At 50.3% G+C, this 23,612-nt stretch carries 20 protein-coding genes; 9 read left to right on the top strand and 11 right to left on the bottom strand.

The annotated features are described in order from the left end of the window. Nucleotides 1-4 precede the first annotated feature (4 nt). Nucleotides 5-460 (bottom strand): Lrp/AsnC family transcriptional regulator, encoded by a 456-nt coding sequence (locus GW590_RS04495; RefSeq protein WP_169401828.1) that lies wholly within the window; start codon nt 458-460, stop codon nt 5-7. Nucleotides 461-581: 121 nt separating this feature from the next. On the opposite strand from GW590_RS04495, the gene GW590_RS04490 reads away from it, so the two are divergent. Further along, nucleotides 582-1,625 (top strand): PLP-dependent cysteine synthase family protein, encoded by a 1,044-nt coding sequence (locus GW590_RS04490; RefSeq protein WP_169401827.1) that lies wholly within the window; start codon nt 582-584, stop codon nt 1,623-1,625. Between the two features lie 160 nt (nt 1,626-1,785). On the opposite strand, the gene GW590_RS04485 is transcribed toward GW590_RS04490, so the two are convergent. Next, nucleotides 1,786-2,712, bottom strand: coding sequence for a DUF7916 family protein (locus tag GW590_RS04485; protein WP_169401826.1), 927 nt, complete (start codon nt 2,710-2,712; stop codon nt 1,786-1,788). A gap of 144 nt (nt 2,713-2,856) precedes the next feature. On the opposite strand from GW590_RS04485, the gene GW590_RS04480 reads away from it, so the two are divergent. After that, on the top strand, nt 2,857-4,572 hold the full coding sequence (locus GW590_RS04480) for an SgrR family transcriptional regulator (protein ID WP_169401825.1): 1,716 nt from the start codon (nt 2,857-2,859) through the stop codon (nt 4,570-4,572). Between the two features lie 107 nt (nt 4,573-4,679). Beyond that, a complete protein-coding gene (gene queC / locus GW590_RS04475; protein WP_169401824.1) occupies nt 4,680-5,378 on the top strand; it encodes a 7-cyano-7-deazaguanine synthase QueC in 699 nt (232 codons plus the stop codon). A 77-nt stretch (nt 5,379-5,455) separates the two neighbouring features. On the opposite strand, the gene GW590_RS04470 is transcribed toward queC, so the two are convergent. From GW590_RS04470 to bolA, 9 genes are all read right to left on the bottom strand, one after another. Next, nucleotides 5,456-5,857 carry a YbgC/FadM family acyl-CoA thioesterase gene (locus GW590_RS04470; protein WP_169401823.1) on the bottom strand — a complete coding sequence of 134 codons (402 nt, stop codon included), beginning with the start codon at nt 5,855-5,857 and terminating at the stop codon, nt 5,456-5,458. Between the two features lie 191 nt (nt 5,858-6,048). Then, nucleotides 6,049-6,432, bottom strand: a complete 384-nt coding sequence (locus GW590_RS04465) for a ComEA family DNA-binding protein (protein WP_169401822.1) — start codon at nt 6,430-6,432, stop codon at nt 6,049-6,051. Between the two features lie 150 nt (nt 6,433-6,582). After that, entirely contained in the window at nt 6,583-8,463 is a 1,881-nt protein-coding gene (gene ppiD, locus GW590_RS04460) for a peptidylprolyl isomerase (protein ID WP_169401821.1), read from the bottom strand. Nucleotides 8,464-8,786: 323 nt separating this feature from the next. Then, the gene (gene hupB / locus GW590_RS04455) at nt 8,787-9,062 is read right to left on the bottom strand and encodes a nucleoid-associated protein HU-beta (protein ID WP_169401820.1); all 276 of its coding nucleotides are present in this window, start codon (nt 9,060-9,062) and stop codon (nt 8,787-8,789) included. Between the two features lie 215 nt (nt 9,063-9,277). Next, nucleotides 9,278-11,632: an endopeptidase La gene (lon, locus tag GW590_RS04450; protein WP_169401819.1), complete on the bottom strand. Its 2,355-nt coding sequence runs from the start codon at nt 11,630-11,632 to the stop codon at nt 9,278-9,280. 191 nt (nt 11,633-11,823) lie between these two features. Then, the gene (gene clpX, locus GW590_RS04445) at nt 11,824-13,098 is read right to left on the bottom strand and encodes an ATP-dependent protease ATP-binding subunit ClpX (RefSeq protein WP_169401818.1); all 1,275 of its coding nucleotides are present in this window, start codon (nt 13,096-13,098) and stop codon (nt 11,824-11,826) included. A gap of 276 nt (nt 13,099-13,374) precedes the next feature. Continuing rightward, nucleotides 13,375-14,004 (bottom strand): ATP-dependent Clp endopeptidase proteolytic subunit ClpP, encoded by a 630-nt coding sequence (gene clpP, locus GW590_RS04440; protein WP_169401817.1) that lies wholly within the window; start codon nt 14,002-14,004, stop codon nt 13,375-13,377. Nucleotides 14,005-14,500: 496 nt separating this feature from the next. Further along, a complete protein-coding gene (gene tig, locus GW590_RS04435; protein ID WP_169401816.1) occupies nt 14,501-15,805 on the bottom strand; it encodes a trigger factor in 1,305 nt (434 codons plus the stop codon). Nucleotides 15,806-16,222: 417 nt separating this feature from the next. Continuing rightward, nucleotides 16,223-16,537: a transcriptional regulator BolA gene (gene bolA, locus GW590_RS04430; protein ID WP_169401815.1), complete on the bottom strand. Its 315-nt coding sequence runs from the start codon at nt 16,535-16,537 to the stop codon at nt 16,223-16,225. Between the two features lie 434 nt (nt 16,538-16,971). Here bolA and GW590_RS04425 point away from each other — a divergent pair, with 434 nt between their 5' ends. The 6 genes from GW590_RS04425 to GW590_RS04400 all read left to right on the top strand — a co-directional run bounded on the left by GW590_RS04425 (nt 16,972) and on the right by GW590_RS04400 (nt 23,604). Beyond that, entirely contained in the window at nt 16,972-17,556 is a 585-nt protein-coding gene (locus GW590_RS04425; RefSeq protein WP_169401814.1) for a lipoprotein, read from the top strand. A gap of 142 nt (nt 17,557-17,698) precedes the next feature. Beyond that, nucleotides 17,699-19,177: a muropeptide MFS transporter AmpG gene (gene ampG / locus GW590_RS04420; RefSeq protein WP_169401813.1), complete on the top strand. Its 1,479-nt coding sequence runs from the start codon at nt 17,699-17,701 to the stop codon at nt 19,175-19,177. 542 nt (nt 19,178-19,719) lie between these two features. After that, on the top strand, nt 19,720-20,673 hold the full coding sequence (gene cyoA / locus GW590_RS04415; RefSeq protein WP_169401812.1) for a cytochrome o ubiquinol oxidase subunit II: 954 nt from the start codon (nt 19,720-19,722) through the stop codon (nt 20,671-20,673). A gap of 3 nt (nt 20,674-20,676) precedes the next feature. Next, nucleotides 20,677-22,668, top strand: coding sequence for a cytochrome o ubiquinol oxidase subunit I (gene cyoB, locus GW590_RS04410; protein ID WP_169401811.1), 1,992 nt, complete (start codon nt 20,677-20,679; stop codon nt 22,666-22,668). Further along, a complete protein-coding gene (locus GW590_RS04405) occupies nt 22,658-23,275 on the top strand; it encodes a cytochrome o ubiquinol oxidase subunit III (protein ID WP_169401810.1) in 618 nt (205 codons plus the stop codon). Before cyoB ends, GW590_RS04405 begins: the two co-directional genes overlap by 11 nt. Continuing rightward, entirely contained in the window at nt 23,272-23,604 is a 333-nt protein-coding gene (locus GW590_RS04400) for a cytochrome o ubiquinol oxidase subunit IV (protein ID WP_169401809.1), read from the top strand. The genes GW590_RS04405 and GW590_RS04400 overlap by 4 nt, the downstream gene beginning before the upstream one ends. Nucleotides 23,605-23,612 lie beyond the last annotated feature (8 nt).

The raw sequence follows: 23,612 nt of genomic DNA, 5'->3' as shown, positions 1-23,612 counted from the left end.
TCACTTAAAGAGGCAAGTGGGTGGTGGACTTGATCCTTTCCATGGCAAAGCTTGAGGTCACGTCGAGTAATCCCGGTACGGCATTAACCAGCTTTTTATAGAAGTTGTCGTAGCTTTTCATATCCGCTACCTGCACTTGCATCAGATAATCATACTCCCCCGCCATACGATAAAACGACAACACTTCGGGAAAAGACTCAACCTGTTCGACAAAAGCCTGATACCACTGACTGCTGTGCTGCTGCGTTTTGATCAGCACAAAAGCGGTCAGGCTGAGGCCCAGTTTTTCGCTGTCCAGCAGCGCGACTTTGGCGCGGATGATCCCTTCTTCTTCCAGCCGTTTGATCCTTTTCCAGCAGGGGGTGGTGGTCAGATTGACCGCCTCGGCCAGCTCATTAAGGGAAAGCGTGCAATCTTCTTGCAACAGCGCCAGCAGCTTGCGATCAATTTTATCTATCATATCGGCCCCATGGAGAAAATCTTTCTATAAAATTGCCTTTTATGATTAAAAATAGCAACTTTTTTCCCGAGCGAGCGAGGTAATCTATGGCCTATCCTGTTTATTTGTTGTGGACGCGAGAATGACCAACGCCTGGGTAAAAAATGCCATCAAAGAGATCGACGCCGATTTTCAGCGCTCCGCCGATACTCATCTTATCCGCCTGAATATTGCCGATTTCCCCGGGATTTCACTCTACCTGAAAGATGAAAGCACCCATCCGAGCGGCAGTCTAAAACACCGTCTGGCACGCTCGCTGTTTTTATATGGCCTGTGCAATGGCTGGATCAAAGAGAATACGCCGATTATCGAGGCCTCCTCCGGCAGCACCGCCATCTCTGAAGCCTATTTTGCCCGACTGCTTGGCTTACCCTTTATTGCCGTGATGCCTGCCTGCACCGCACCGCGTAAAATTCAGCAAATCGAGTTTTATGGTGGCCGCTGCCATTTTGTCGATAACTCCGGCCAAATTTATGCCGCATCAGAACAACTGGCCAAAGAGTTAAACGGCCATTATATGGATCAGTTCACCTACGCCGAACGCGCCACTGACTGGCGCGGCAACAATAATATTGCCGACAGTATTTTCCGTCAGATGGCTCGGGAACCCCATCCGGTCCCCCGCTATCTGGTGATGAGCGCCGGCACCGGCGGCACCTCGGCTACGCTGGGACGCTATATTCGCTATCAGGGGCACCAGACCGAATTAGTGGTAGTCGATCCGGAAAACTCGGTGTTCTACGACTGCTTTGAGCAGAAAACCCGTAGCCTGACCGCTCAATGCAGCAGCAGAATTGAAGGTATTGGTCGTCCGCGGGCCGAACCCTCTTTTATACCCAGTGTGATTGATCGCATGCTGCGAGTGCCGGATGCGGCCAGTGTCGCCACCCTGCATTGGCTGGAAAAGATACTGGGCAGAAAAGTCGGTGGATCCACCGGCACCAACGTCTGGGGCGCACTACAGTTGGCGGAAGAGATGCGTGAAAGAGGAGAAAAAGGCGCGATTGTCACCTTGCTATGCGACAGCGGTGAACGCTACCTGCACACTTATTATAATCCGCAGTGGATCAGTGAAAATCTTGGCGATCTGACGCCGTTTAACGACAAACTGCAGGGATTGCGCTAAGGGATTTGGCTGACAGTAACAGCGTTCAGCTAAAAAAAACCGGCGTCAATTATCTGTCTGACGCCGGCAAGGCTGGAGCACCTTAATATTCGGGGGAATAGGTGAGGTGTTGTGAGGTCAGCCAAGGTACTAACATATACATCAATACGGAAGTTGCGCTTTAGCGATTTATCGAACGGGCCATACGGCTATAGGTATGGCGGATACCGCGGATCGCCACACTGTAGGCCATAATATTTTCCGGCAATGCCATGCCGGTGTAGCCGGTATCACCGATATGATGCAGGTCGGTACCGGTCATTTTGCACATCAGGGCAATTTGGCGGATGGTCTCAACGCTGGCGCCTTCCTGGGAGGTACCAATGGCCGTCAGGGTCATCGCTCCCAATTGGTGGGCATGAGTCACCAGTTGTTCTATATATTGCTGGCTGATACCCGGGACAGTACCGGGCGCAGGCAACAGCACAATATCGGCACCTTTGGCCACAAAAGTGCTGACATCTTCACAGGTAATAATTTTCTCCCCGCCACGAGCCAAAATTCCCGCCGCATGCATTTTGCCAGCGACTATCACCAGGCTGTCACCAGCTGCCTGGCGGATCTCCTGCAAACAGTGGCCGATAGTTTCATTACTGATGCCATTACCGGGATTACCGGTTAACACCACAAACTTTGCCCCCAACTCCACCAGTTTTCTGGCATTCTCGGCGGTGGCTAGACGCCCCTTGGTGGCCGCCCAAAATTCACCATGCGTATCTTTAAAGTCGGGATCGACCGCTTCCAGATTGACGCCAATCACTCTGCCCGTCAGGCGTTGCAATTCACGCAGGCAATGCTCGGGGGCAATACCGAGCGGCAATCCCTGGATCTGCGGCTTATCGACATCAAACAGGTTCAGCAGCAGTAAATCGGCCCCCTGGCTGGCGGCCAGCTCGGCATTGGTGATCCCCATTAACATTGGCTGCACGGCACCAATAGTTTCGCTGATCAGGATCCGTCCTTCACTGGCGCGCAATGACTCCAGTAATCCCTGGCGATCGATATATGCCAACTCTGACGCACAACAATCGAGATAACGTTTATGCATGGTCTAAAGCTCCCTGGGTTAACACGAGGTAATAATAAAATAGCGGTACACCACCGCCAGACAAATAAAAGTCAGGCAAAAAGTATCGCTTGTTATATGCTGAACAAATAGTGAGGTCTTGTAAAAAACAGTTCCGGATTTATTATGCGTCTGCTTCATCGTCTTAACCAATACCAGCGTTTGTATCAACATGTCGGTCCAACTTTGCAGTCAACAACCGTCGCCGAGCTGGCGGCTATTTTTTTCTGTAGTGAACGTCATACCCGCACCCTGCTGTCCCAGTGGCAACAAGCGGGTTGGATTGACTGGCGCGCTCAGGCCGGCAGGGGCAAACGGGCACAGATTACCTGCCTGAAGACGCCGGAGGATCTGCGCAGCTCCTGCCTGCAAAAATTGTTAAACGAAGGCGATCATTCGGCGGCACTGCAACTAAGTCAGCTCGATCCACGGCATCTTAACGCCCTGTTTGCCCCGCATCTTGGCGGCCAATGGCAAGCCGATGCGCCAACCTTGCGTATTCCCTTCTATCGCCCGTTACAGAACCTCGATCCGCAAACCCTGAGCGGCCGGGCAGAACAGCATCTCGCCCATAGTCTGCATGCCGGTCTGACGCGCTATATCACCGGCGTTGCCACCCCACAGCCCGATCTTGCCCACCACTGGCAAATCCTCGAGCAGGGAAGCGTCTGGCAATTTTTTCTGCGCAGCCAGCTTTACTGGCATAACGGTGAACCGCTGTTGGTGGAACAACTCTGTCAGCTATTTGCGCGCCTTCGCCATACGCCCCGGGGCCAACACAGCCTGGCCAACGTTGTCGAAATCTCGCAACCTTATGCCCTATGCCTGCAATTCAGGCTAGATACCGCCGATTATTGGTTGGCCCATCGCCTGGCGGATCTGAGTTGCCTGCTGTTTCATCCGGACGATCCGACCCTCGGTGCCGGACCTTTTAAACTGGCGCATTTTGCCCCCGAGTTAGTCAGGCTGGAACAGCACCCTTACTACCATTTGCAGCATCCTTATCTGTCAGCCATTGAATTGTGGATCTCCGCCCAGCTTTTTGCTGGCGAGCCAAAGGTTAGTTGCCAGCATCCGGTAAGCATCTTCCCTGGTGAAAGCAGTGAACTAGCCCGCCTCAGTCCGGTGAAACGCCGTACCAGCCTGGGTTTCTGCTACCTGGCAATTAACCTTAAAAATCGCCATCTCAGCGTGGCGCAGGCACAAAAAATTATCGCCTTGATCCAGGACTCTGGCCTGCTCGACAACCTGCCGATTGATCCTTCGCTGGTAAAACGCAGCCGGGAGATCCTTCCCGGTTGGCCGCTGCCCGCACGTCAGACATCGCAGCAGGATCAAGTCAGGCTACCGGCGCAGCTGGCGTTATTGTTTCATCCGCCGGTTGAGCTGGAATGGATTGCCGAGGCGCTGCAAGCGCTGTTTGCCACCGAGGGATGTCAGTTGACAACGCAGTATCATCCTGGACGGCTTTGGGACAACGGCGAACATCTCGCCAGCGTAGATTTGCTGCTGGGCGATCGGCTGATTGGCGAAGCACCGGTAGCCACCCTGGAAAACTGGCTACGTCAGGATCCGCTGTGGACGGAGATCCTTGACAAGAACGATCTGCAAGAACAACAGTGCCGCCTGCTGGCGATCCAGCAACAGCCCTGCGCCACACAGCGAGAAGATCACCTGCGGGAGCATTTTCAGCAATTAATGCAGCAAGGCAGTATCACCCCGCTGTTTAACTATCAATATCAGGTTAGCGCGCCTCCGGGGGTGAATGGCGTCGAGCTTACCGCCTGGGGCTGGTTTGACTTTTGTCAGGCCTGGTTGCCGCCGCCGATGGGTATCGCTTAGGCATTGGCGGATTTTTACTATTAACCCATGCAAAACGTCAGTAACATAATGGCTTCTCACGCTGCTGCTCAAGCACCAGCCTGTAACGGAATAATAAGGTATTGATGATGAAAAGAGCCGTTGTGGTCTTCAGTGGAGGGCAGGATTCAACCACCTGCCTGGTACAGGCGCTGACAAAGTATGATGAAGTACATTGCATCACTTTTGACTATGGCCAACGCCATCGTGCCGAGATCGACATTGCGCAAAAATTGTCGGTTGAGCTTGGAGCCAAGGCGCATAAAGTGCTGGATGTCGGACTGCTCAACGAATTGGCAGTCAGCAGCCTGACCCGCGATAATATTCCCGTGCCACAGTTTGGCGAAGGCGCAGAGAATGAGTTGCCCAGTACTTTTGTTCCGGGACGCAATATTCTGTTTTTAACCCTGGCGGCGATTTATGCCTATCAGATCCAGGCCGAAGCGGTGATCACCGGCGTCTGTGAAACCGATTTTTCCGGTTACCCGGACTGCCGGGACGAGTTTGTCAAAGCCCTGCATCATGCGGTATCGCTGGGTATTGCCCGCGATATTCGCTTTGAAACGCCATTGATGTGGCTCAATAAGGCAGAAACCTGGGCGCTAGCGGATTATTACGGCAAGCTGCCGCTGATCCGCAACCATACCCTCACCTGCTACAACGGCATTGCCGGCGACGGCTGTGGCGAATGTGCCGCCTGCCATCTGCGGGCCAAAGGCTTGCAGGAGTATCAGCAAGCGCCTGATGCCGTTAAAGCCAGTCTGAAGAAAAAAACAGCCCTCGCTTAATTGGCTTGGCAGATTGATTGCGGCTCTCTCAACGAGCCGCAATCCCGACTTGCCGAAATATTTACTCCCCCGCGCCGTTAGTCACTGCCCTGCTCTAATTCCCGCAGCTTTTCTCTTAGCTCCCCTTGCAAGGGCAGCGCCTTTTGCGTAGCCAGATCGATACAGACAAAGGTCAACAGCGCATCCACCACCGGCTCGCCGGCACAGGTAATGATCTGGCGCAGCACCCCGCTTTTGTCGTTGAGCTGCTCAAGCTGACTGTCTATTTGCAGCACATCGCCCAATACCGCCGGCTTGCGATAATTGATATTAATGTTGACCAGAATAAAGGCGATATTTTTTTTCAGCATCCACTGGAAGCCCGGCGAATCGTCGAGCCACTCCCAGCGCGCCGTTTCGAGGAACTCGAGATAACGGGCGTTATTGACGTGTTGGTAAACATCAATATGAAAACCGCGAACTTTAATAAATGTTTGCATGGTGATAAGGCCGCTCCTGATAGCCACCGAGCACGGTACTCTGCCGCATCTCGCCAGCACTGAGGTAAAGAGATATTGTTATGGGCTGCAGACCAATTCGTTATCGCGCGACGCCACAACTGGTCCGACTTCTTTTAGGGTAGCAGAAGACCGCAGCGACAATATTTTGCGCATCATCGCCGCGATCGCGGTCACAATTTCAAACGGGATTGATTCCGTTGAAATAAAGAGGGTCCAATACCCGGTACTTCTTGCAGTTGTTCTATCTGGGTAAACGGCCCCATCTCGCTGCGATACTCGACAATGGTTTGCCCTTTTTTAAGTCCGACACCGCTCAGTACTCTTGAGAGCTCCTCGGCGCTGGCGTGATTGAGGCTAACCTTCTCTTCTTCTGTCGCGCTGGCTTCCGTGGTTTTAGCCGAGACTTTGCCCGCCTTTTTATCCTCGGCAGCCGCTTTCTCTCCTGCGACGGCAACAGGCGGTTTTAGGTTTTTTTCGTTTGCAGCCTGGGTGCTCAGTGGCACAACGCCCATGCCCAAAGCCAGAAGCAGAGTGGTCATTGCTATTTTACGCATGCTGTATCCTCCATGTTGTTGACAGCATGGATAGCGTGCCGCAGTTGCCTTGTCGGCACAAATAGCAGAAATCAGAAATGGAAAAGGCCGCGAAAGCGGCCTTTGGTTATTGCAGGTAGTAACAACAAATTCTGGTGAAACCTCGCACTTTTACTGATTCTGTGCGGCGTTACCAAACTTGATTTTTGCCTGCTGACGCAGGTTGCCAAGCAGAGCGTCAAAGGTATTATTTGACGAGGTCTGTTGCAGTTCCTGGTTAAACTGCGCCGCTTCGGCTTCAGGCAATTTACCCTGATTGACCGCGGTCAGTTTAATCACTACCGAGTTGCCTTTGGCATCTTGCGACACACCGTAGCTTGGTTTATCCGCCGTTGGCTGTGGCAGGGCATAAACGTTTTGCTCAAAATCCGAAGGACGAGCGCTGCGCTGTACTTTTTGCACATCACCAAAAATCAGACCTGCGGCTTTCAAGGCATCATCGCCTTTGCCTGCTTGCAGCGCCGTCAGCAGTTTTTGTGCATCGACACGGGCCTGATCTTCGGCTTTCTGACGTTTTACCAATTCGGTGACTTGCGCTTTAACTTCGGCAAAAGGTTTAATTCCCGCCGGTTTATGTTCGTTAACACGCAGTACAAAGGCACGGTCACCGTCAACGGTAATAACGTCCGAGTTACTGCTTGGTGCGCCATCGTGGCCAATCAGCGAACCGTCAAACAATGCCTGCACTACCGGTTTGAAGTTGATGGCAGCAGGAATATTCTGCTCGGTGAACCAATCGGTATGGGATGCTTTGATACCCGCTACCTGCTCTGCAGAAGCCAGTGATTCGTTGTCATTGCTGGCAGCATCACTCACTTTTTGTTGCAACGCGTAGTAGGCATCCAGCGCTTTCTCTTGCTTGAGCTTGTCAACAATGCTGCTGCGCACCGCTGCCAGCGGTTTCACCTGTTCAGGCATAATGTCATTCAAACGCAGGATAAAGAAGCCGCTGTCTGACTTGATCACGTCCGACGTCTGGCCTTTGCTGGTCAGGTTGGCGTTCTTGAATTCAGGCAAGGTGGTTTCAGGTTCCATCCAGCCCAAATCGCCGCCCTTCTTACCGCTGAGGCTATCGATAGACTTGGCTTTTGCCAGTTGGGCAAAATCACCACCCTTTTTAAGTTGATCGGCTATCGCCTGGGCGCTGGCCTGATCTTTGGTCACAATCACGCTATAACGGCGACGTTCAGGCTGGCCAAACTCGTTTTTATGCTGGTCGTAATAAGCACTGACGTCGGCGTCATTCACCGGCGTTTTGTTCAGCATGGCAGTAGCATCCATCTCGATATAGCTGACTTTGAGTTGTTCAGGGGCAATAAAACCATTTTTATGTTGGTCATAAAACGCCTGTACTTCGCTGTCACTGGCCTGCTGTTTGGCAGCCAGTGCAGCGGTATCAAAAGTCGCAGTATGCACTTCGCGCTCTTGCAGCAGCAGCTCAGACATGGCTTTGGTTTCGGCAGGCAGAACAAAATCTGACTCACCGTAGGCCTGCGCCAGTTGCTGGCTGATCAGTTGACGCTTCATCAACTGCGCAAAATTGTCAGCGGTATAGCCCATGCCTTGAATGGTTTGCAGGTATTTGGCGTTATCAAACTGATTATTGGTCTGAAACTGTGGAGTAGCCAGAATGGCATCTTTGATTTGCTGATCGCTGACCGTGACGCCCAATTTTTTAGAATATTGTTCAAGCAAGGTGACGTCGATCAGATTACCCAGCGATTGCTGACGCAGCTGTTGCATATAGCCTTCGCTACCGGCCAGGGCCGCAAACTGATCGCCAAGCTGTTGCTGTAAACGGCTGCGCTGACTTTGTACCGCTTCTTCCAGTTGTCCACGGCTGATTTCCTGACCGTTTACTTTGGCAGCGTAGTCATTTGACCCGCCGATTAAGTAATTGCCTACACCGGTCAAAACAAAAGATAAAACGATCAGACCAAGAATAATTTTGAGCGCGACGTGATTAGCTGCCGCGCGTAAGTTGTCCATCATAGTGAAGCAACACTCCGCTGTATTTTGGGTTTAAAACTTGGGCTGCGGGTTAGGACCCACGCTCCCTGTGACACCCTTCAGGGTGCTGCACATAAACTGCATGTTTACACTGACACTTTGTTTTGATGGGTGTTCAAAAGAATCACTGCCAACAGGCAACGTCGAAAAAATTAACGTTTTGCGTCCATTATCAAACCGCATGATCCACTTTCTTTGCACTCTGGCCGTCAGGCTAAAGTAAAAAAAGCGCATCTCGTCGATGCGCCTTATCTTACCTTACCAACCCTGTGACGTCAGGTTATTGTTTATTACAGATAAAGTAATTATCCGTTTACCGCATCTTTCAACGATTTACCCGCACGGAAGCCAGGTACTTTCGCTGCCGGAATACTGATTTCTTTACCGGTCTGCGGGTTACGGCCAGTGCGAGCTGAACGCTCACGAACTGCAAAGGTGCCGAATCCAACCAGTGCAACATCTTCTCCGGCTTTCAGAGAGTCTGTTACCGATGCAAGCACGGCGTCCAGCACACGTCCAGCGGCCGCTTTAGAAATGTCCGCACCGGCTGCAATTTTGTCGATCAGTTGTGACTTGTTCACGTTTTCATCCCCTTTAAAATTCTATCGTCATGCCGAAACTTTCCCTACGGAATGACAGCGCAGCTGTTATATCAAGCTTGTCAGGGGTATGCAAGCTACCCAGAGCCCGTTGCACCTCTCCTGACAGGGATCTAACTTAACGGCACAAAAAAATGCTGGCAAGTGGGAATTCACTTGCCAGCATGAGTTTTACTTACACTTTATGCCTTAGGTCACTATTTTGCCGCAACCGGCAGTGCGCCAAAGGCTGGATTCTGCAACGCGAGGTTCAAGACATCGTCGATGCGCTTCACCGGGTGGATCTCTAAATCAGCAAGAATGTTGTCCGGGATCTCTTCCAGATCACGCTTGTTGTCATCAGGGATCAGTACTACTTTGATGCCACCACGGTGCGCGGCCAGCAGTTTTTCTTTCAAACCGCCAATCGGCAACACCAGACCACGTAAAGTGATCTCGCCAGTCATCGCTACATTGGCACGCACCGGATTCCCTGTCAGGCAGGAAACCAGCGCGGTACACATGGCAATACCGGCACTTGGACCATCTTTTGGCGTCGCCCCTTCAGGTACGTGGACGTGAATATCACGTTTTTCGTAGAAATCAGGGTTGATGCCCAGCTTGTCGGCACGGGCGCGAACCACGGTCAACGCCGCCTGGATAGATTCCTGCATCACTTCACCCAGAGAACCGGTGTAGGTCAGCTTACCTTTACCCGGTACGCAGGCCGTTTCAATGGTCAGCAGCTCGCCGCCCACTTCTGTCCACGCCAGGCCAGTGACCTGGCCGACGCGGTTTTCGGTGTCAGCGCGCCCATAATCCACTTTCTGCACGCCGAGGAAGTCTTTCAGGTTGTCACCATTAATCACGATGTGCTTAAGGGTCTTATCCATCAGCAATTGTTTCACCGCTTTACGGCACAACTTGGAGATCTCACGTTCCAGGTTACGTACCCCGGCCTCACGCGTATAGAAACGAATGATGCCGATAATGGCGCTGTCTTCAACGGTCAGCTCATTTTTCTTCAGCGCATTGCGTTCTATTTGTTTCGGTAACAGGTGCTGCAACGCAATATTGAGTTTTTCGTCTTCGGTATAACCGGAAAGACGGATCACTTCCATACGGTCCAGCAGCGGTGCCGGGATGTTCATGGAGTTGGAGGTCGCCACAAACATAACGTCAGACAAATCGTAATCAACTTCCAGATAATGGTCGTTAAAGGCGACGTTTTGTTCAGGGTCCAGCACTTCCAGTAAAGCAGACGCCGGATCGCCACGCATATCCGACGACATTTTGTCGATCTCGTCGAGCAGGAACAGCGGGTTCTTGACGCCAACTTTGGCCATCTTCTGGATTAATTTGCCAGGCATAGAACCAATATAGGTACGACGATGGCCGCGAATTTCCGCTTCATCACGCACACCACCCAGCGCCATACGGACGTATTCACGACCGGTAGCACGAGCAATCGACTGCCCGAGGGAGGTTTTACCCACCCCAGGAGGCCCAACCAGGCAGAGGATAGGTCCTTTGATCTTGCTGACGCGTGTTTGCACTGCAAGATACTCGAGGATGCGATCTTTCACCCGTTCCAGACCAAAGTGATCGGTATCCAGGACTTCCTGTGCCTTACGCAGATCTTTTTTCACTTTACTGCGCGCGTTCCATGGCACCTGAAGCATCCAGTCGATATAACCACGAACAACGGTAGCTTCGGCGGACATCGGCGACATCATTTTCAGCTTTTGCAGTTCAGCTTCGGTTTTTTCACGCGCATCTTTTGGCATTTTTGCCGCTTCGATTTTGCGTTTTAGCGCTTCGTGTTCGTCAGGGGCATCGTCCATCTCACCCAACTCTTTCTGAATGGCCTTCATTTGCTCATTCAGATAGTACTCACGCTGGCTTTTTTCCATCTGTTTTTTGACCCGATTACGGATACGTTTCTCAACCTGTAACAGGTCGATTTCCGATTCCATCATCGCCATCAAATATTCCAGACGTTCGGTGATATCGAACATTTCCAGAACCGACTGTTTGTCAGCCAGTTTCAGTGGCATATGCGCCGCAATGGTATCCGCCAGACGGGCAGCATCTTCAATGCTGTTCAGTGAGGTCAGGACTTCTGGAGGAATTTTTTTATTCAGTTTGATATAGCCTTCAAACTGATTAATTGCCGTACGAACCAGAACTTCCTGCTCGCGCTCATCTACCGCTGGCGATTCAAGGTATTCGGCTTCGGCAGCAAAATGCTCGCCACTGTCGGACAGGGTGGTGATCCGCGCGCGCTGCAAACCTTCTACCAGTACCTTTACGGTGCCATCTGGCAGTTTCAGCATTTGCAAAATGGACGCGACAGTACCTACCGAGAACAGATCGTTGATCCCCGGTTCATCGGTCGATGCTTCTTTCTGCGCGACAAGCATGATTTTTTTATCATTATCCATTGCCGCTTCAAGACAACGAATCGATTTTTCCCGGCCAACGAACAACGGGATCACCATATGCGGATAAACCACCACATCGCGCAGCGGCAATACGGGGATATCTATGCGTTCGGAACGCTCAGGGTTCATAGAGCTCTCTCTTAGTTTAGCTTCCGCCAGGTTAAGGAAACCTCGTGAAACACGAGTCAGCGGGTTTCAGCAAGTAGTTAACTGAGTATATGGGGATGAATATCCGACATTCAACGACAAGAATGCGAGGAAAAAAAAATGGGGGAAAAAATCCCCCATTTATCAACTAACCGGCTGGTTCAATTGGCTAATTATTCACCAGAAGCTTGTTGAGCCTCAGGTTTGCCATAAATCATCAGCGGTTCTGATTGCCCCGCAATCACAGACTCGTCAACCACGACTTTGTCTACACTGTCCAGGGATGGCAGATCGTACATCGTATCCAACAAAGCAGCTTCTACAATCGAGCGCAGGCCACGAGCACCGGTCTTGCGGTCCATTGCTTTTTTGGCGATGGCCACCAGTGCTTCCTCACGGAATTCGAGCTCGACACCTTCCAGATTAAACAATGCCTGATACTGCTTGGTCAGCGCATTTTTTGGCTCTTTCAGGATTTGGATCAGCGCGTCTTCACTCAGTTCGCTCAGCGTTGCAACCACTGGCAGACGACCGATAAACTCAGGGATCAGACCAAATTTGATCAAATCCTCAGGTTCAGCCTGGGCCAGCAATTGACCTTCAGTTGCTTTCTCTGACTTGCCTTTTACCACGGCACCAAAGCCAATACCGGTGCTGGTGTTCAGACGTTGTCCAATCACTTTGTCCAGGCCTGCAAATGCCCCACCGCAGATAAACAGAATTTTTGAGGTATCAACCTGCAAGAATTCCTGCTGTGGATGTTTGCGTCCGCCCTGTGGAGGAACAGCGGCAATGGTACCTTCGATCAGTTTCAGCAAGGCCTGCTGTACGCCTTCACCCGAGACATCGCGGGTAATGGACGGATTGTCAGATTTACGAGAAATCTTGTCAATTTCATCGATATAGACAATACCGCGCTGCGCTTTCTGCACATCATAGTCGCATTTTTGCAGCAGTTTCTGAATGATGTTTTCGACATCTTCACCCACGTAACCCGCTTCGGTCAGCGTGGTAGCATCTGCCATAGTGAAGGGTACATCCAGGAAGCGCGCCAGTGTTTCTGCCAGCAGCGTTTTACCGCTACCGGTTGGCCCGATCAGCAAAATATTGCTCTTGCCCAGCTCAATACCATTGCTGACATCGCCGTTACGCAACCGCTTGTAGTGGTTATAAACCGCTACTGCCAGAACTTTTTTCGCCGGTTCCTGGCCGATAACATAGTCATCAAGGTGTTCACGAATTTCGTGTGGTGTCGGCAACGCGCTGCGTTCGCGATGCGGTGCAACTTCTTTAATCTCTTCGCGAATAATGTCATTACATAAATCGACACATTCATCGCAGATATACACTGACGGCCCGGCAATCAGCTTACGCACTTCATGCTGGCTTTTGCCGCAAAAAGAGCAGTACAGCAGCTTTCCTGAACCGTCTTTGCGCTTATCTGTCATCAGTAAACCTCTTCTTTAATATCTGTCCCGCAGACAACACACGGCGGTACGACCATTTAACACAACAGACATGGCACTCAAATTGACGCATGGCTGATGCCTATTGAACATATCACTCATATTGCCCTTCACCGGTTGGTGGCAAGGGCAAGGGCAAGGATCACATTATTCAGTTTCAGTTACTGGCCCGACTTAACGGGCAAGCATAACAACCCAGCAACTGACAAACGTCCGTATGAGCTTAATTATAGACCATCGCGCCATAGATTCAGTCAATCAGAGCTCGCCGCGATGTGTCATGACTTTATCGACTAAGCCATACTCTACAGCCTCTTGCGCCGACAGGAAACGATCTCGCTCAGTGTCATGCTGTATTTCTTCAAGGGACTTGCCGGTATGGTGCGCCATCAAGGTGTTCATACGATGTTTCACTTTCAGAATTTCTCTGGCGTGAATATCGATATCCGTCGCTTGTCCCTGGAAACCACCCAGCGGCTGGTGAATCATCACCCGCGAGTTAGGCAGACAGTAACGCTTGCCCTTGGCCCCGGCAGTCAGCAGGAATGAACCCATTGAGCAGGCCTGTCCCATACAGATAGTGCTGACATCAGGCTTGATAAACTGCATGGTGTCATAAATCGACATCCCCGAGGTGATCACGCCGCCTGGTGAATTAATATAAAGGTAGATATCTTTTTCCGGGTTTTCGGCTTCGAGGAATAACATCTGGGCCACAATCAGGTTCGCCATATGATCTTCAACCTGACCGGTCAGGAAGATGATGCGTTCTTTCAACAGGCGAGAAAAAATGTCATAAGAGCGTTCACCGCGTGAAGTCTGCTCTACAACCATCGGTACCAGGGCCATGTTCGGCGCAAATTGTTCTCTTTCACCACTGTATGACATAACCGTCTCCTAATAGAATTCTCTTTAGCGCGAGTTGACTCCGATTCTACTTGAGATAAGCAATGATGACTATGCTCAAGCGGCCAAGTCGCTACATACACGGCTGACGGTTGTTATCAGTCAGAAGCTAACAGCAAAATTCCCTTGTCTACCCTGCTTCTTTCAGAATGCAAACAAGCTGGCTGGCTGCGTGCTGAAAGCAAATTAGGTGCATACCCTAAACAATTGGGGAAGGAAGGTAATATTTCAAGGTCGTCGGGAAATTCTTTTATCCCCCTGTTCTTATTTTGCAGGAAAATGGCTCATTTGGCGTACCCACTGGCTTTTTTTTGGGTATCACGCTGATAAATATAGTGCAAGCTCATCTAAATATAGTGCACTTGCGATCGAAAAAACCAACAAAAAACGCTTAAATAAGAAAATAAAAAGCCCGTAGTGAAAACTACGGGCTTGTTGACCGCCGATTCAAAGAATCAGTTATACCGTCCGCTTAATCTCAAGCCGGGGTATTTTGGTTCATCAGTTCAGTAAAGGTCGTGGTTTTTTCAGTCACTTTGGCTTTTGACAGCAGGGCTTCGACGGCTTGTTCTTCCAGCGCGACGTTACGCATGTTGCTCAGCACTTCTTTATTTTTGCTGTAGAACTCGATCACTTCCTGCGGATCTTCGTAGGCAGAAGCCATCTCTTCGATCAGCGCTTTAACGCGTTCTTCATCGGCTTTCAGTTCATTCTGGCTGATAACTTCACCCAGCAGCAAACCGATAACCACACGACGTTTAGCCTGCTCTTCGAATAACTCACGTGGCAATTCCAGCGCTTGTTTTTCGTTGCCGCCAAAACGCTGAGCTGCCTGGCGACGCAGAACGTCAACTTCGCCGTCAACCAGTGCCGCTGGCACGTCGATTTCGTTAGCATTAACCAGACCATCAATCGCCTGAGTTTTGATGCGGTTACGTACTGCGCCTTTCAGCTCACGGTCCATATTTTTACGGACTTCAGCACGCAGACCTGCCAGAGAACCATCAGCCACGCCGAAACGTTTGATGAATTCTTCAGTCAGTTCTGGCAACTCGCGTTCTTCAACTTTTTTCAGAACGATGGCGAACTTGGCTGATTTACCTTTCAGGTTTTCAGCGTGGTAATCTTCCGGGAAGTTGACGTCGATGGTGAACTCTTCACCAGCTTTATGACCAACCAGACCTTCTTCAAAACCTGGGATCATGCGGCCCTGGCCCATGGCCAGTACGAAATCAGAGGCTTTGCCGCCTTCAAATTCTTCACCGTCGATAGAACCACTGAAATCAACAGTTACGCGATCTTCAGCTTTAACAGCTGCGTCGGTTTCTTTCCAGTCAGCCTGCTGCTTGCGCAGAGTTTCCAGCATGGTATCAACGTCGGCATCGTTAACTTCAACAACAGGTTTTTCTACTTCGATGCTTTCCAGACCTTTCAACTCAATTTCTGGATAAACTTCAAATTCTACGGAGAAGTTGAAGTCTTCACCCAACTTGTATTCACCAGGAATATAGTTAGGTGCGCCAGCTGGGTTGATTTTTTCTTTGATGATGGCATCAACGAAGCTGCGTTGCATTACATCGCCCAGCACGTCCTGACGGACATTGGCGCCGTAGCGTTGTTCAACGATGTTCTTTGGTACTTTGCCCTTGCGGAAGCCATCGATACGAACAGTTTTAGCCGCTTTGGCCAGTTCGCTGTTCACTGCTTTTTCGATACTTTCAGCAGGAACAGTAATAGCGATACGGCGACCAAGGCCTTGAGTGGTTTCAATAGAAACTTGCATCTTGTTACCTCAAAAAAATCACAGTGCTCGGTCAATCCCGAACCGGGACGCATCAAGCAGAACCCAAGCTCAGTGTTCGAGAAAGTCCCGAAACCATTCCGGAAAAATAAGACGCGACATTATAGCGGCGCAACGGCAGCGAGTCGAGGACGGTTATCTCATAGCCTGATTCTTCATGGCCCGTACGCGATGGTCCTCGCTCACCTGCGAGGTCAATCCCTCGAAAAACACCCCGTTGCCAAGCCTGTTACTACCTTGCCGTCAGCCTTTATCATTTTGCATAAAATCATCAAACAAAAACGGCCCGCAGGCCGTTTCGAAATTCGCCTCTACTAATACAGCAACTCGGGGGCAAAGTTCCAGAGATACTGCCGATTAATAGAGTTTTAGTGACAATTTTGCCTGAAATGGCGCATTTCAGGCTAACGTACCCGCACCACGGCAAGGAGGGGAAGCCGGAATGGTATCCTGCAACCCTTCCCACTCTTTCGAGGTGTAGGTGTGTAGCGCCAGGGCATGGACACTGCCAGCCAGTTCTTCGGACAGCACGGCATAAATGGCACGATGACGAGAAAGAAAACGTTCACCGACAAATTTATCGCTCACCATTACCACTTTAAAATGACTCTCCGAACCGGCCGGCACATTATGGCGATAACTCTCATCGGTGACCCCCAGGTGCGCAGGTTCAAAAGCTGCAGCTAACTTTGCTTCTATTTGTTCGCGAATCATAGCCATCTCCTTAAAAACACTCTTGCAGAGAACTGCGCCCAACTATTTCGCCGTCTTATCTTAAATAATAGGCTGTTTTTTGGTTTATTCTTTCGTCGCAGAAAGAAATTATTGCCTGTACGAACAAAATCCAGCCAAGACATCCAAAAATGCTACAAGCCAGCCAGGTAATGGTTTCGCTGGCACCGTTTCGGGTCAGTAAACGGGCCATCTGCAATCCATTAACACAATTGTAACCCAAAAAATGACAGTGAAGGGGGTTTGAAAAACAGGATAATAGGTCAAATAACGCTTTTTTTGCCTGCTGCAGATAAAATCATCATTTCCGCGGTCCAATACCGTGGCACGCTAAACATGCGCAATGCTATGATGTCGACAATTTTACACAGAAAACACGCCAACTCTTTACTTTGAAAAGATGGAAAATTGAAAAAATGACCTTATTGAAGAAAATTCTTTTCCCTGTGCTGGCATTATTTATGCTTGCAGGTTGCGCTACCAGCAGCAACACCCTGAACATTTCACCAAAAATTGCCTTGCCGACCCAGGATCCAACGCTGATGGGCGTCACTATCAGTATTAATGGTGCGGATGTGCGTCAGGACAAAGCGCTGGCCAAGGTTAACCGCGATGGTCAGTTGATCACGCTGACGCCTTCACGCGATATGCGTTTCCTGCTGCAAGAAGCGCTGGAAAAACAGATGACCGCACGCGGTTATATGGTCGGTCCACAGGGTACCGTTGACCTGCAAATCGTGGTCAATAACCTGTTTGCCGATGTGCAAGAAGGTAATCTGCGTTACAACATAACCACCAAAGCCGATATCTCCATTATCGCCACCGCAAAAAATGGCAACAAGCAGGTTAAAAATTACCGCTCAAGCTATAACGTTCAGGGCGCCTTTACCGCGACCGACGCCAAAATCACCAACGTGATTAACACTGCACTGGGTGATGTGATTTCCGATATGGCTCAGGACACCAGCGTTAGCGACTTTGTAAAAGCCAACGCGCGTTAAGATCTCGACACTGCCCGGTCTCGCCGGGCAGTTTCCTGTCGTTCACTGGCCCTTCCCGACCAATCCTTCCTTTATTATCCCTGTTTATCCTTTATCATGCCTTTGCGCTCTTCTTTCAATGGCCTGCTGGAACACGGATGCAATGCTGAAACAATACCTGAAAATTTTCACCCAACGGAATACGGCGATCCTGCTGTTGCTCGGTTTTGCCTCGGGTTTACCGCTGGCTCTGACTTCCGGCACCCTGCAAGCCTGGATGACGGTGGAAAATCTCGATCTCAAAACCATTGGTATCTTTTCGCTGGTTGGCCAGGCTTATGTCTTTAAATTCCTCTGGTCGCCAATGATGGACCGCTATACCCCCTCGTTTTTTGGCCGCCGCCGGGGTTGGTTAATCATTACGCAACTGCTGCTAGTGGTAGCCATTTTCGCCATGGGCTATATGGACCCGGCCAAAGATCTGTTTTGGCTGGCGGCGCTGGCGGTATTGATCGCTTTTGCTTCTGCCTCGCAGGATATTGTTTTTGACGCCTATAAAACCGATTTGCTTAGCGCGCAAGAACGCGGCAACGGTGCGGCGGTGTCGGTACTGGGTTATCGGCTGGCGATGCTGGTTTCCGGTGGTCTGGCGCTCTGGCTGGCCGATCGTTTTCTTGGCTGGCAACATACCTATTGGTTAATGGCACTGCTGATGCTGATCGGCGTCGCCGCTACCCTGTTTGCGCCGGAACCGGAGGTGGATCGACCGGCACCTGCCAGTATCGAGATCGCCATCGTCGCCCCGCTGAAAGACTTTTTTGGTCGCAATAATGCCTGGCTGATTTTGCTGTTGATCGTGATGTATAAACTGGGTGATGCCTTTGCCGGTAGTCTGAGTACCACTTTTCTGATCCGCGGTGTCGGTTTTGATGCTGGCGAAGTGGGTCTGGTGAATAAAACGCTGGGCCTGCTGGCCACCATCGTCGGCGCCCTGCTGGGTGGGGTGTTGATGCAGCGACTGAGTCTGTTTCGCGCTCTGATGCTGTTTGGTATTTTACAGGGGGTGTCCAACGCCGGTTATTGGATCCTGGCGATCACCGACAAACATCTTTACTCGATGGGCGCGGCGATTTTCGTTGAAAACCTGTGTGGCGGCATGGGGACAGCGGCGTTTGTTGCCTTATTAATGGCGCTATGCAATAAATCCTTTTCCGCCACGCAGTTTGCCCTGCTCTCCGCGCTGTCCGCCGTTGGGCGCGTCTACGTTGGCCCAATAGCCGGCTGGTTCGTTGCCGCCAATGGCTGGCCGCTGTTCTATCTGTTTTCTATTATTGCTTCGCTACCCGGTTTAGTGCTGCTGGGGCTATGTCGCCAAACCCTGCTGCATACCCAGGAGAGCGAAAACTTTTTACCGCGCATCTACTTTGCCAGGGCCTATCGTTGGGCGCTGCGTCTGCTTCTTGCGGGGAGCGTCCTGGTCGCCTGCTGGCTGCTGATGCTGATCAGCGACGGTCTTAACTGGACTCCGTGGTCAGCAATGGCAACAAAAATTGTGCAATTGGGCAGTATATTTTGCCTGACAGGCATTGTCCTTGGCAGTATGCTGGATTTTCTGGCTTTACGTCGCCAGCAACGAATCTAAGTACTTTCTGGCTATGATAAAAATCTCGGCTACACTGGATTTAATCGTTGCGACTTTGCTCCGATTTTCGCCCATTTTTCAGGTGCACAATGATGTTTATTCTGAAACCATACCGTTGTAATCAGGTTAATGATTTGAATAAATCACGTTAATTTTAGATATTCCGTAACACAAATATAATATTATTTCCGGCTACCCTATCGTCTTAAATGCAATTTTTTTTCATCTTTTTTTTAATTTAATTTTCACTACAACACAACATTTTGTTTACATAATTAATACCTATGATGAACATTAAACAAAGGCACTCAAAATCCATACTGGTGCTATACCTTGTTTTTGTTCCAGATAGTGTCACAGTGTGACGCAACATACTGTTGCCACAAGGAAATTGTCACTTACCGTAACATTTGTGACTTCGTTAACATAAAGTGTTAGACACACGTTTACACTACCTGAAGCGTGTTTACAGTACTGCAACCTTCCCGTAAAATGCCCGCACACATGAAGCGACAATAGAGCCCTGTTATTGAGGTCGTTAGATGAGACTTAAGAAATACAATAAAAGTATTGGGATGTTGTCTATATTTGCATCCACTGTAATGTTAAGTGGCTGCAATACGGCACTGATGGATCCCAAGGGAGCAATTGGACTTGAGCAAAGAACGCTGATTCTGACGGCGATCGGATTAATGTTGATCGTTGTTATACCAGTAATCATTATGGCCTTTGCTTTTGCATGGAAGTATCGCGCTTCTAATACAAACGCCAAGTACAGTCCTAATTGGTCACACTCCAACAAAGTTGAAGCCGTCGTCTGGACGATTCCAATTATCATTATTGCCATCCTGGCAACGATAACCTGGAAAACCACCCATGCGCTTGACCCGTTCAAACCTATCGTCAGCAATGAAAAACCGATGACCGTTGAAGTGGTCTCCCTGGACTGGAAATGGTTGTTTATCTATCCGGAACAAGGTATTGCCACGGTTAACGAATTGGTTATCCCTAAAGATGTACCGGTTCAGTTCAAAGTGACGTCCAACTCGGTAATGAACTCGTTCTTTATCCCGCAGTTAGGTGGACAGATTTACGCGATGGCGGGTATGCAGACTCAGTTGCATTTGATTGCAAATGAAGCCGGTACCTATAAAGGCATCTCGGCAAGCTACAGTGGTCGCGGCTTCTCCGGTATGAAGTTCAATACCATTGCGACACCGACTCGTGCCGATTTTGATTCGTGGGTTGCCAAGGTCAAGCAAGCGCCAAATCAATTAGCGACAATGGATGATTTCAAAAAACTGGCCGCCGACAGTATCGACAACCCAGTCGAATACTTCTCTACCGTGCAGCCGGATATGTTTAAAGAAATCATTGGCCAATATTCGCATGACATGAAAATGCCAGGTGGCCAGACTATGCCTATGCCAGCCGGCACAGACATGAAAGGCATGGATATGGGTGATAAGTCTCACACTGCCGGAGCCGGGGAATAAAAGATGTTCGGAAAACTAACGCTAAGTGACATTCCATTCGACGTACCAATCGTCATGGTGACTGTTGCCGCAATTATCCTCGGCGGTATCGCCGTGGTGGCGGCAATTACTTATTTCGGTAAATGGAAGTATCTGTGGTCTGAGTGGATAACCTCCGTCGATCATAAAAAACTGGGCATCATGTACATCATCCTGGCGATGGTGATGCTGATCCGCGGCTTTGCCGATGCCATTATGATGCGTAGCCAACAGGTTATGGCGTCAGCCGGCAGCCCTGGCTTCCTGCCACCTCATCACTACGACCAAATCTTTACCGCGCACGGCGTGATCATGATTTTCTTCATGGCAATGCCGTTCGTTATTGGTCTGATGAACGTGGTAGTACCGCTACAGATTGGTGCACGTGACGTTGCCTTCCCTTTCCTGAACAACATTAGCTTCTGGTTTACCGCTATTGCTGTGGTGCTGATCAATATCTCTCTGGGGATTGGTGAGTTTGCACAGACCGGTTGGTTAGCCTATCCGCCGTTGTCAGGTAAGTTATACAGCCCGGGCGTGGGGGTCGATTACTGGATATGGAGTCTGCAAATATCCGGTATCGGGACCTTGCTGACCGGTGTTAACTTCTTTGCCACCATCATGAAGATGCGTGCGCCTGGTATGCCGCTGATGAAAATGCCGGTATTTACCTGGGCTGCACTGTGCACCAACGTTCTGATCATTATTTCGTTCCCGATCCTGACCGTGACCATTGCACTGCTGACGCTTGACCGCTACCTGGGCACCCATTTCTTTACCAATGATATGGGCGGCAACATGATGATGTACATCAACCTGATTTGGGCCTGGGGCCATCCGGAAGTGTATATCCTTGTTCTGCCAGTGTTTGGTGTGTTCTCTGAAGTTACCGCCACCTTCTCGAAAAAACGCCTGTTTGGTTACACCTCGCTGGTATGGGCAACCATTGCCATCACCATCCTGGCGTTCGTGGTTTGGCTGCACCACTTCTTTACCATGGGTTCAGGTGCCAACGTCAATGCCTTCTTCGGTATTATGACGATGATTATTTCTATCCCGACCGGGGTAAAAATCTTCAACTGGCTGTTCACCATGTATCAGGGTCGTATCACGCTGAACGCGGCAATGCTGTGGACCATTGGCTTTATCGTCACCTTCTCGGTGGGCGGTATGACCGGTGTGCTGTTGGCAGTGCCTGGCGCCGACTTTGTGCTGCACAACAGTCTGTTCCTGATTGCCCACTTCCATAACGTCATCATCGGCGGCGTGGTCTTTGGTTGCTTTGCCGGCCTGACCTACTGGTTCCCTAAATCTTTCGGCTTCACGCTGAACGAAAAATGGGGTATCCGTGGTTTCTGGTTCTGGATCATCGGCTTCTTCGTTGCCTTTATGCCGCTGTACGCTCTGGGCTTTATGGGTATGACCCGTCGTCTGAGCCAAAACATTGATCCACAGTTCCACACCTTGCTGGTGGTGGCTGCCTGTGGTGCCGCGCTGATTGCCTGCGGTATCCTCTGCCAGTTCATCATGATCTTTGTCAGCATCCGTGACCGTGAACAAAATCGCGATCTGACCGGTGACCCATGGGGTGCACGTACTCTGGAATGGTCTACCTCTTCTCCACCTCCGTTCTATAACTTCGCCATCGTGCCGCACATTCACGACCGTGATGAGTTCTGGGACATGAAAGAGAAAGGCACGGCATACAAGAAACCCGCCAAATATGAAACCATCCATATGCCTAAAAACAGCGGCGCAGGTTTTATTATCTGTATGTTTACGCTGGCGGCAGGTTTCGCGGCCATCTGGGACATCTGGTGGCTGGTGATTGTCGGCTTACTGGGTATTGCCATCTCCTGGATCTGGAAAAGCTTCGATGAGGATGTTGATTATTACGTCTCGGTAGAAGAAGTTGAGCGTATTGAAAACCAACATTATGAACAAATCAGCAAAGCGGGCGTGAAACATGTCAACTGATTCTCTGACTAACCATAGCGCGGCCCATGCAGAGCATGGGCACCACGATGCGGGTGAGACCAAAGTCTTTGGCTTCTGGATTTACCTGATGAGTGACTGCGTACTCTTTGCAAGTCTGTTTGCAACTTACGCAGTACTGGTACATGGGACCGCTGGCGGTCCTTCTGGTAAAGATATTTTTGAACTGCCATTCGTTCTGGTAGAAACCTTCTGCCTGCTGTTAAGTAGTATTACTTACGGCTTCGCTATGCTGGGCATGAACAAAGGCAACACCGCGGCTGTTAAAGGCTGGCTGTTCCTGACCTTCCTGTTTGGTCTCGGCTTTATCGGCATGGAACTCTATGAGTTCCATCACCTGATTGCCGAAGGTTTTGGTCCGCAACGTAGTGGCTTCCTGTCTGGCTTCTTTGCGCTGGTTGCCACCCACGGTCTGCACGTAACCTGCGGTCTGATCTGGATCCTGGTGATGATCGTCCAGGTAAGCCGTCGCGGTCTGACCAGCGTCAACCAAACCCGTCTGATGTGTCTGAGTCTGTTCTGGCACTTCCTTGATGTGGTCTGGATTTGTGTATTCACCGTAGTTTATCTGATGGGAGTCCTGTCATGAGCCATTCAGCAACCTCCCACGGCGGCGCAAGCCACGGTAGCCTGAAGTCATACATGATTGGCTTCGTTCTGTCGGTTATCCTGACGGTTATCCCATTTGCAATGGTAATGAGCGATAGCGCATCACACTCATTAATCGTGGGAACAGTCGTCGCGTCGGCAGTGATCCAGATTGTGGTGCATCTGGTGTTCTTCCTGCATATGAATACATCGTCAGAAGATCGCTGGAACCTGGTGGCCTTCCTGTTCACCGTTGTGATTATCTTTATCGTCGTTGTTGGCTCCCTGTGGATTATGTATAACCTCAACGTCAATATGATGGTCAGTTAAAAGCCGAG

This window comes from Rouxiella aceris (assembly GCF_012933545.1).
GTDB classification, from domain to species: domain Bacteria; phylum Pseudomonadota; class Gammaproteobacteria; order Enterobacterales; family Enterobacteriaceae; genus Rouxiella; species Rouxiella aceris.
Note: the sequence above shows the minus strand (reverse complement) of the source record. Positions and strands in the feature narration are given on the sequence as shown.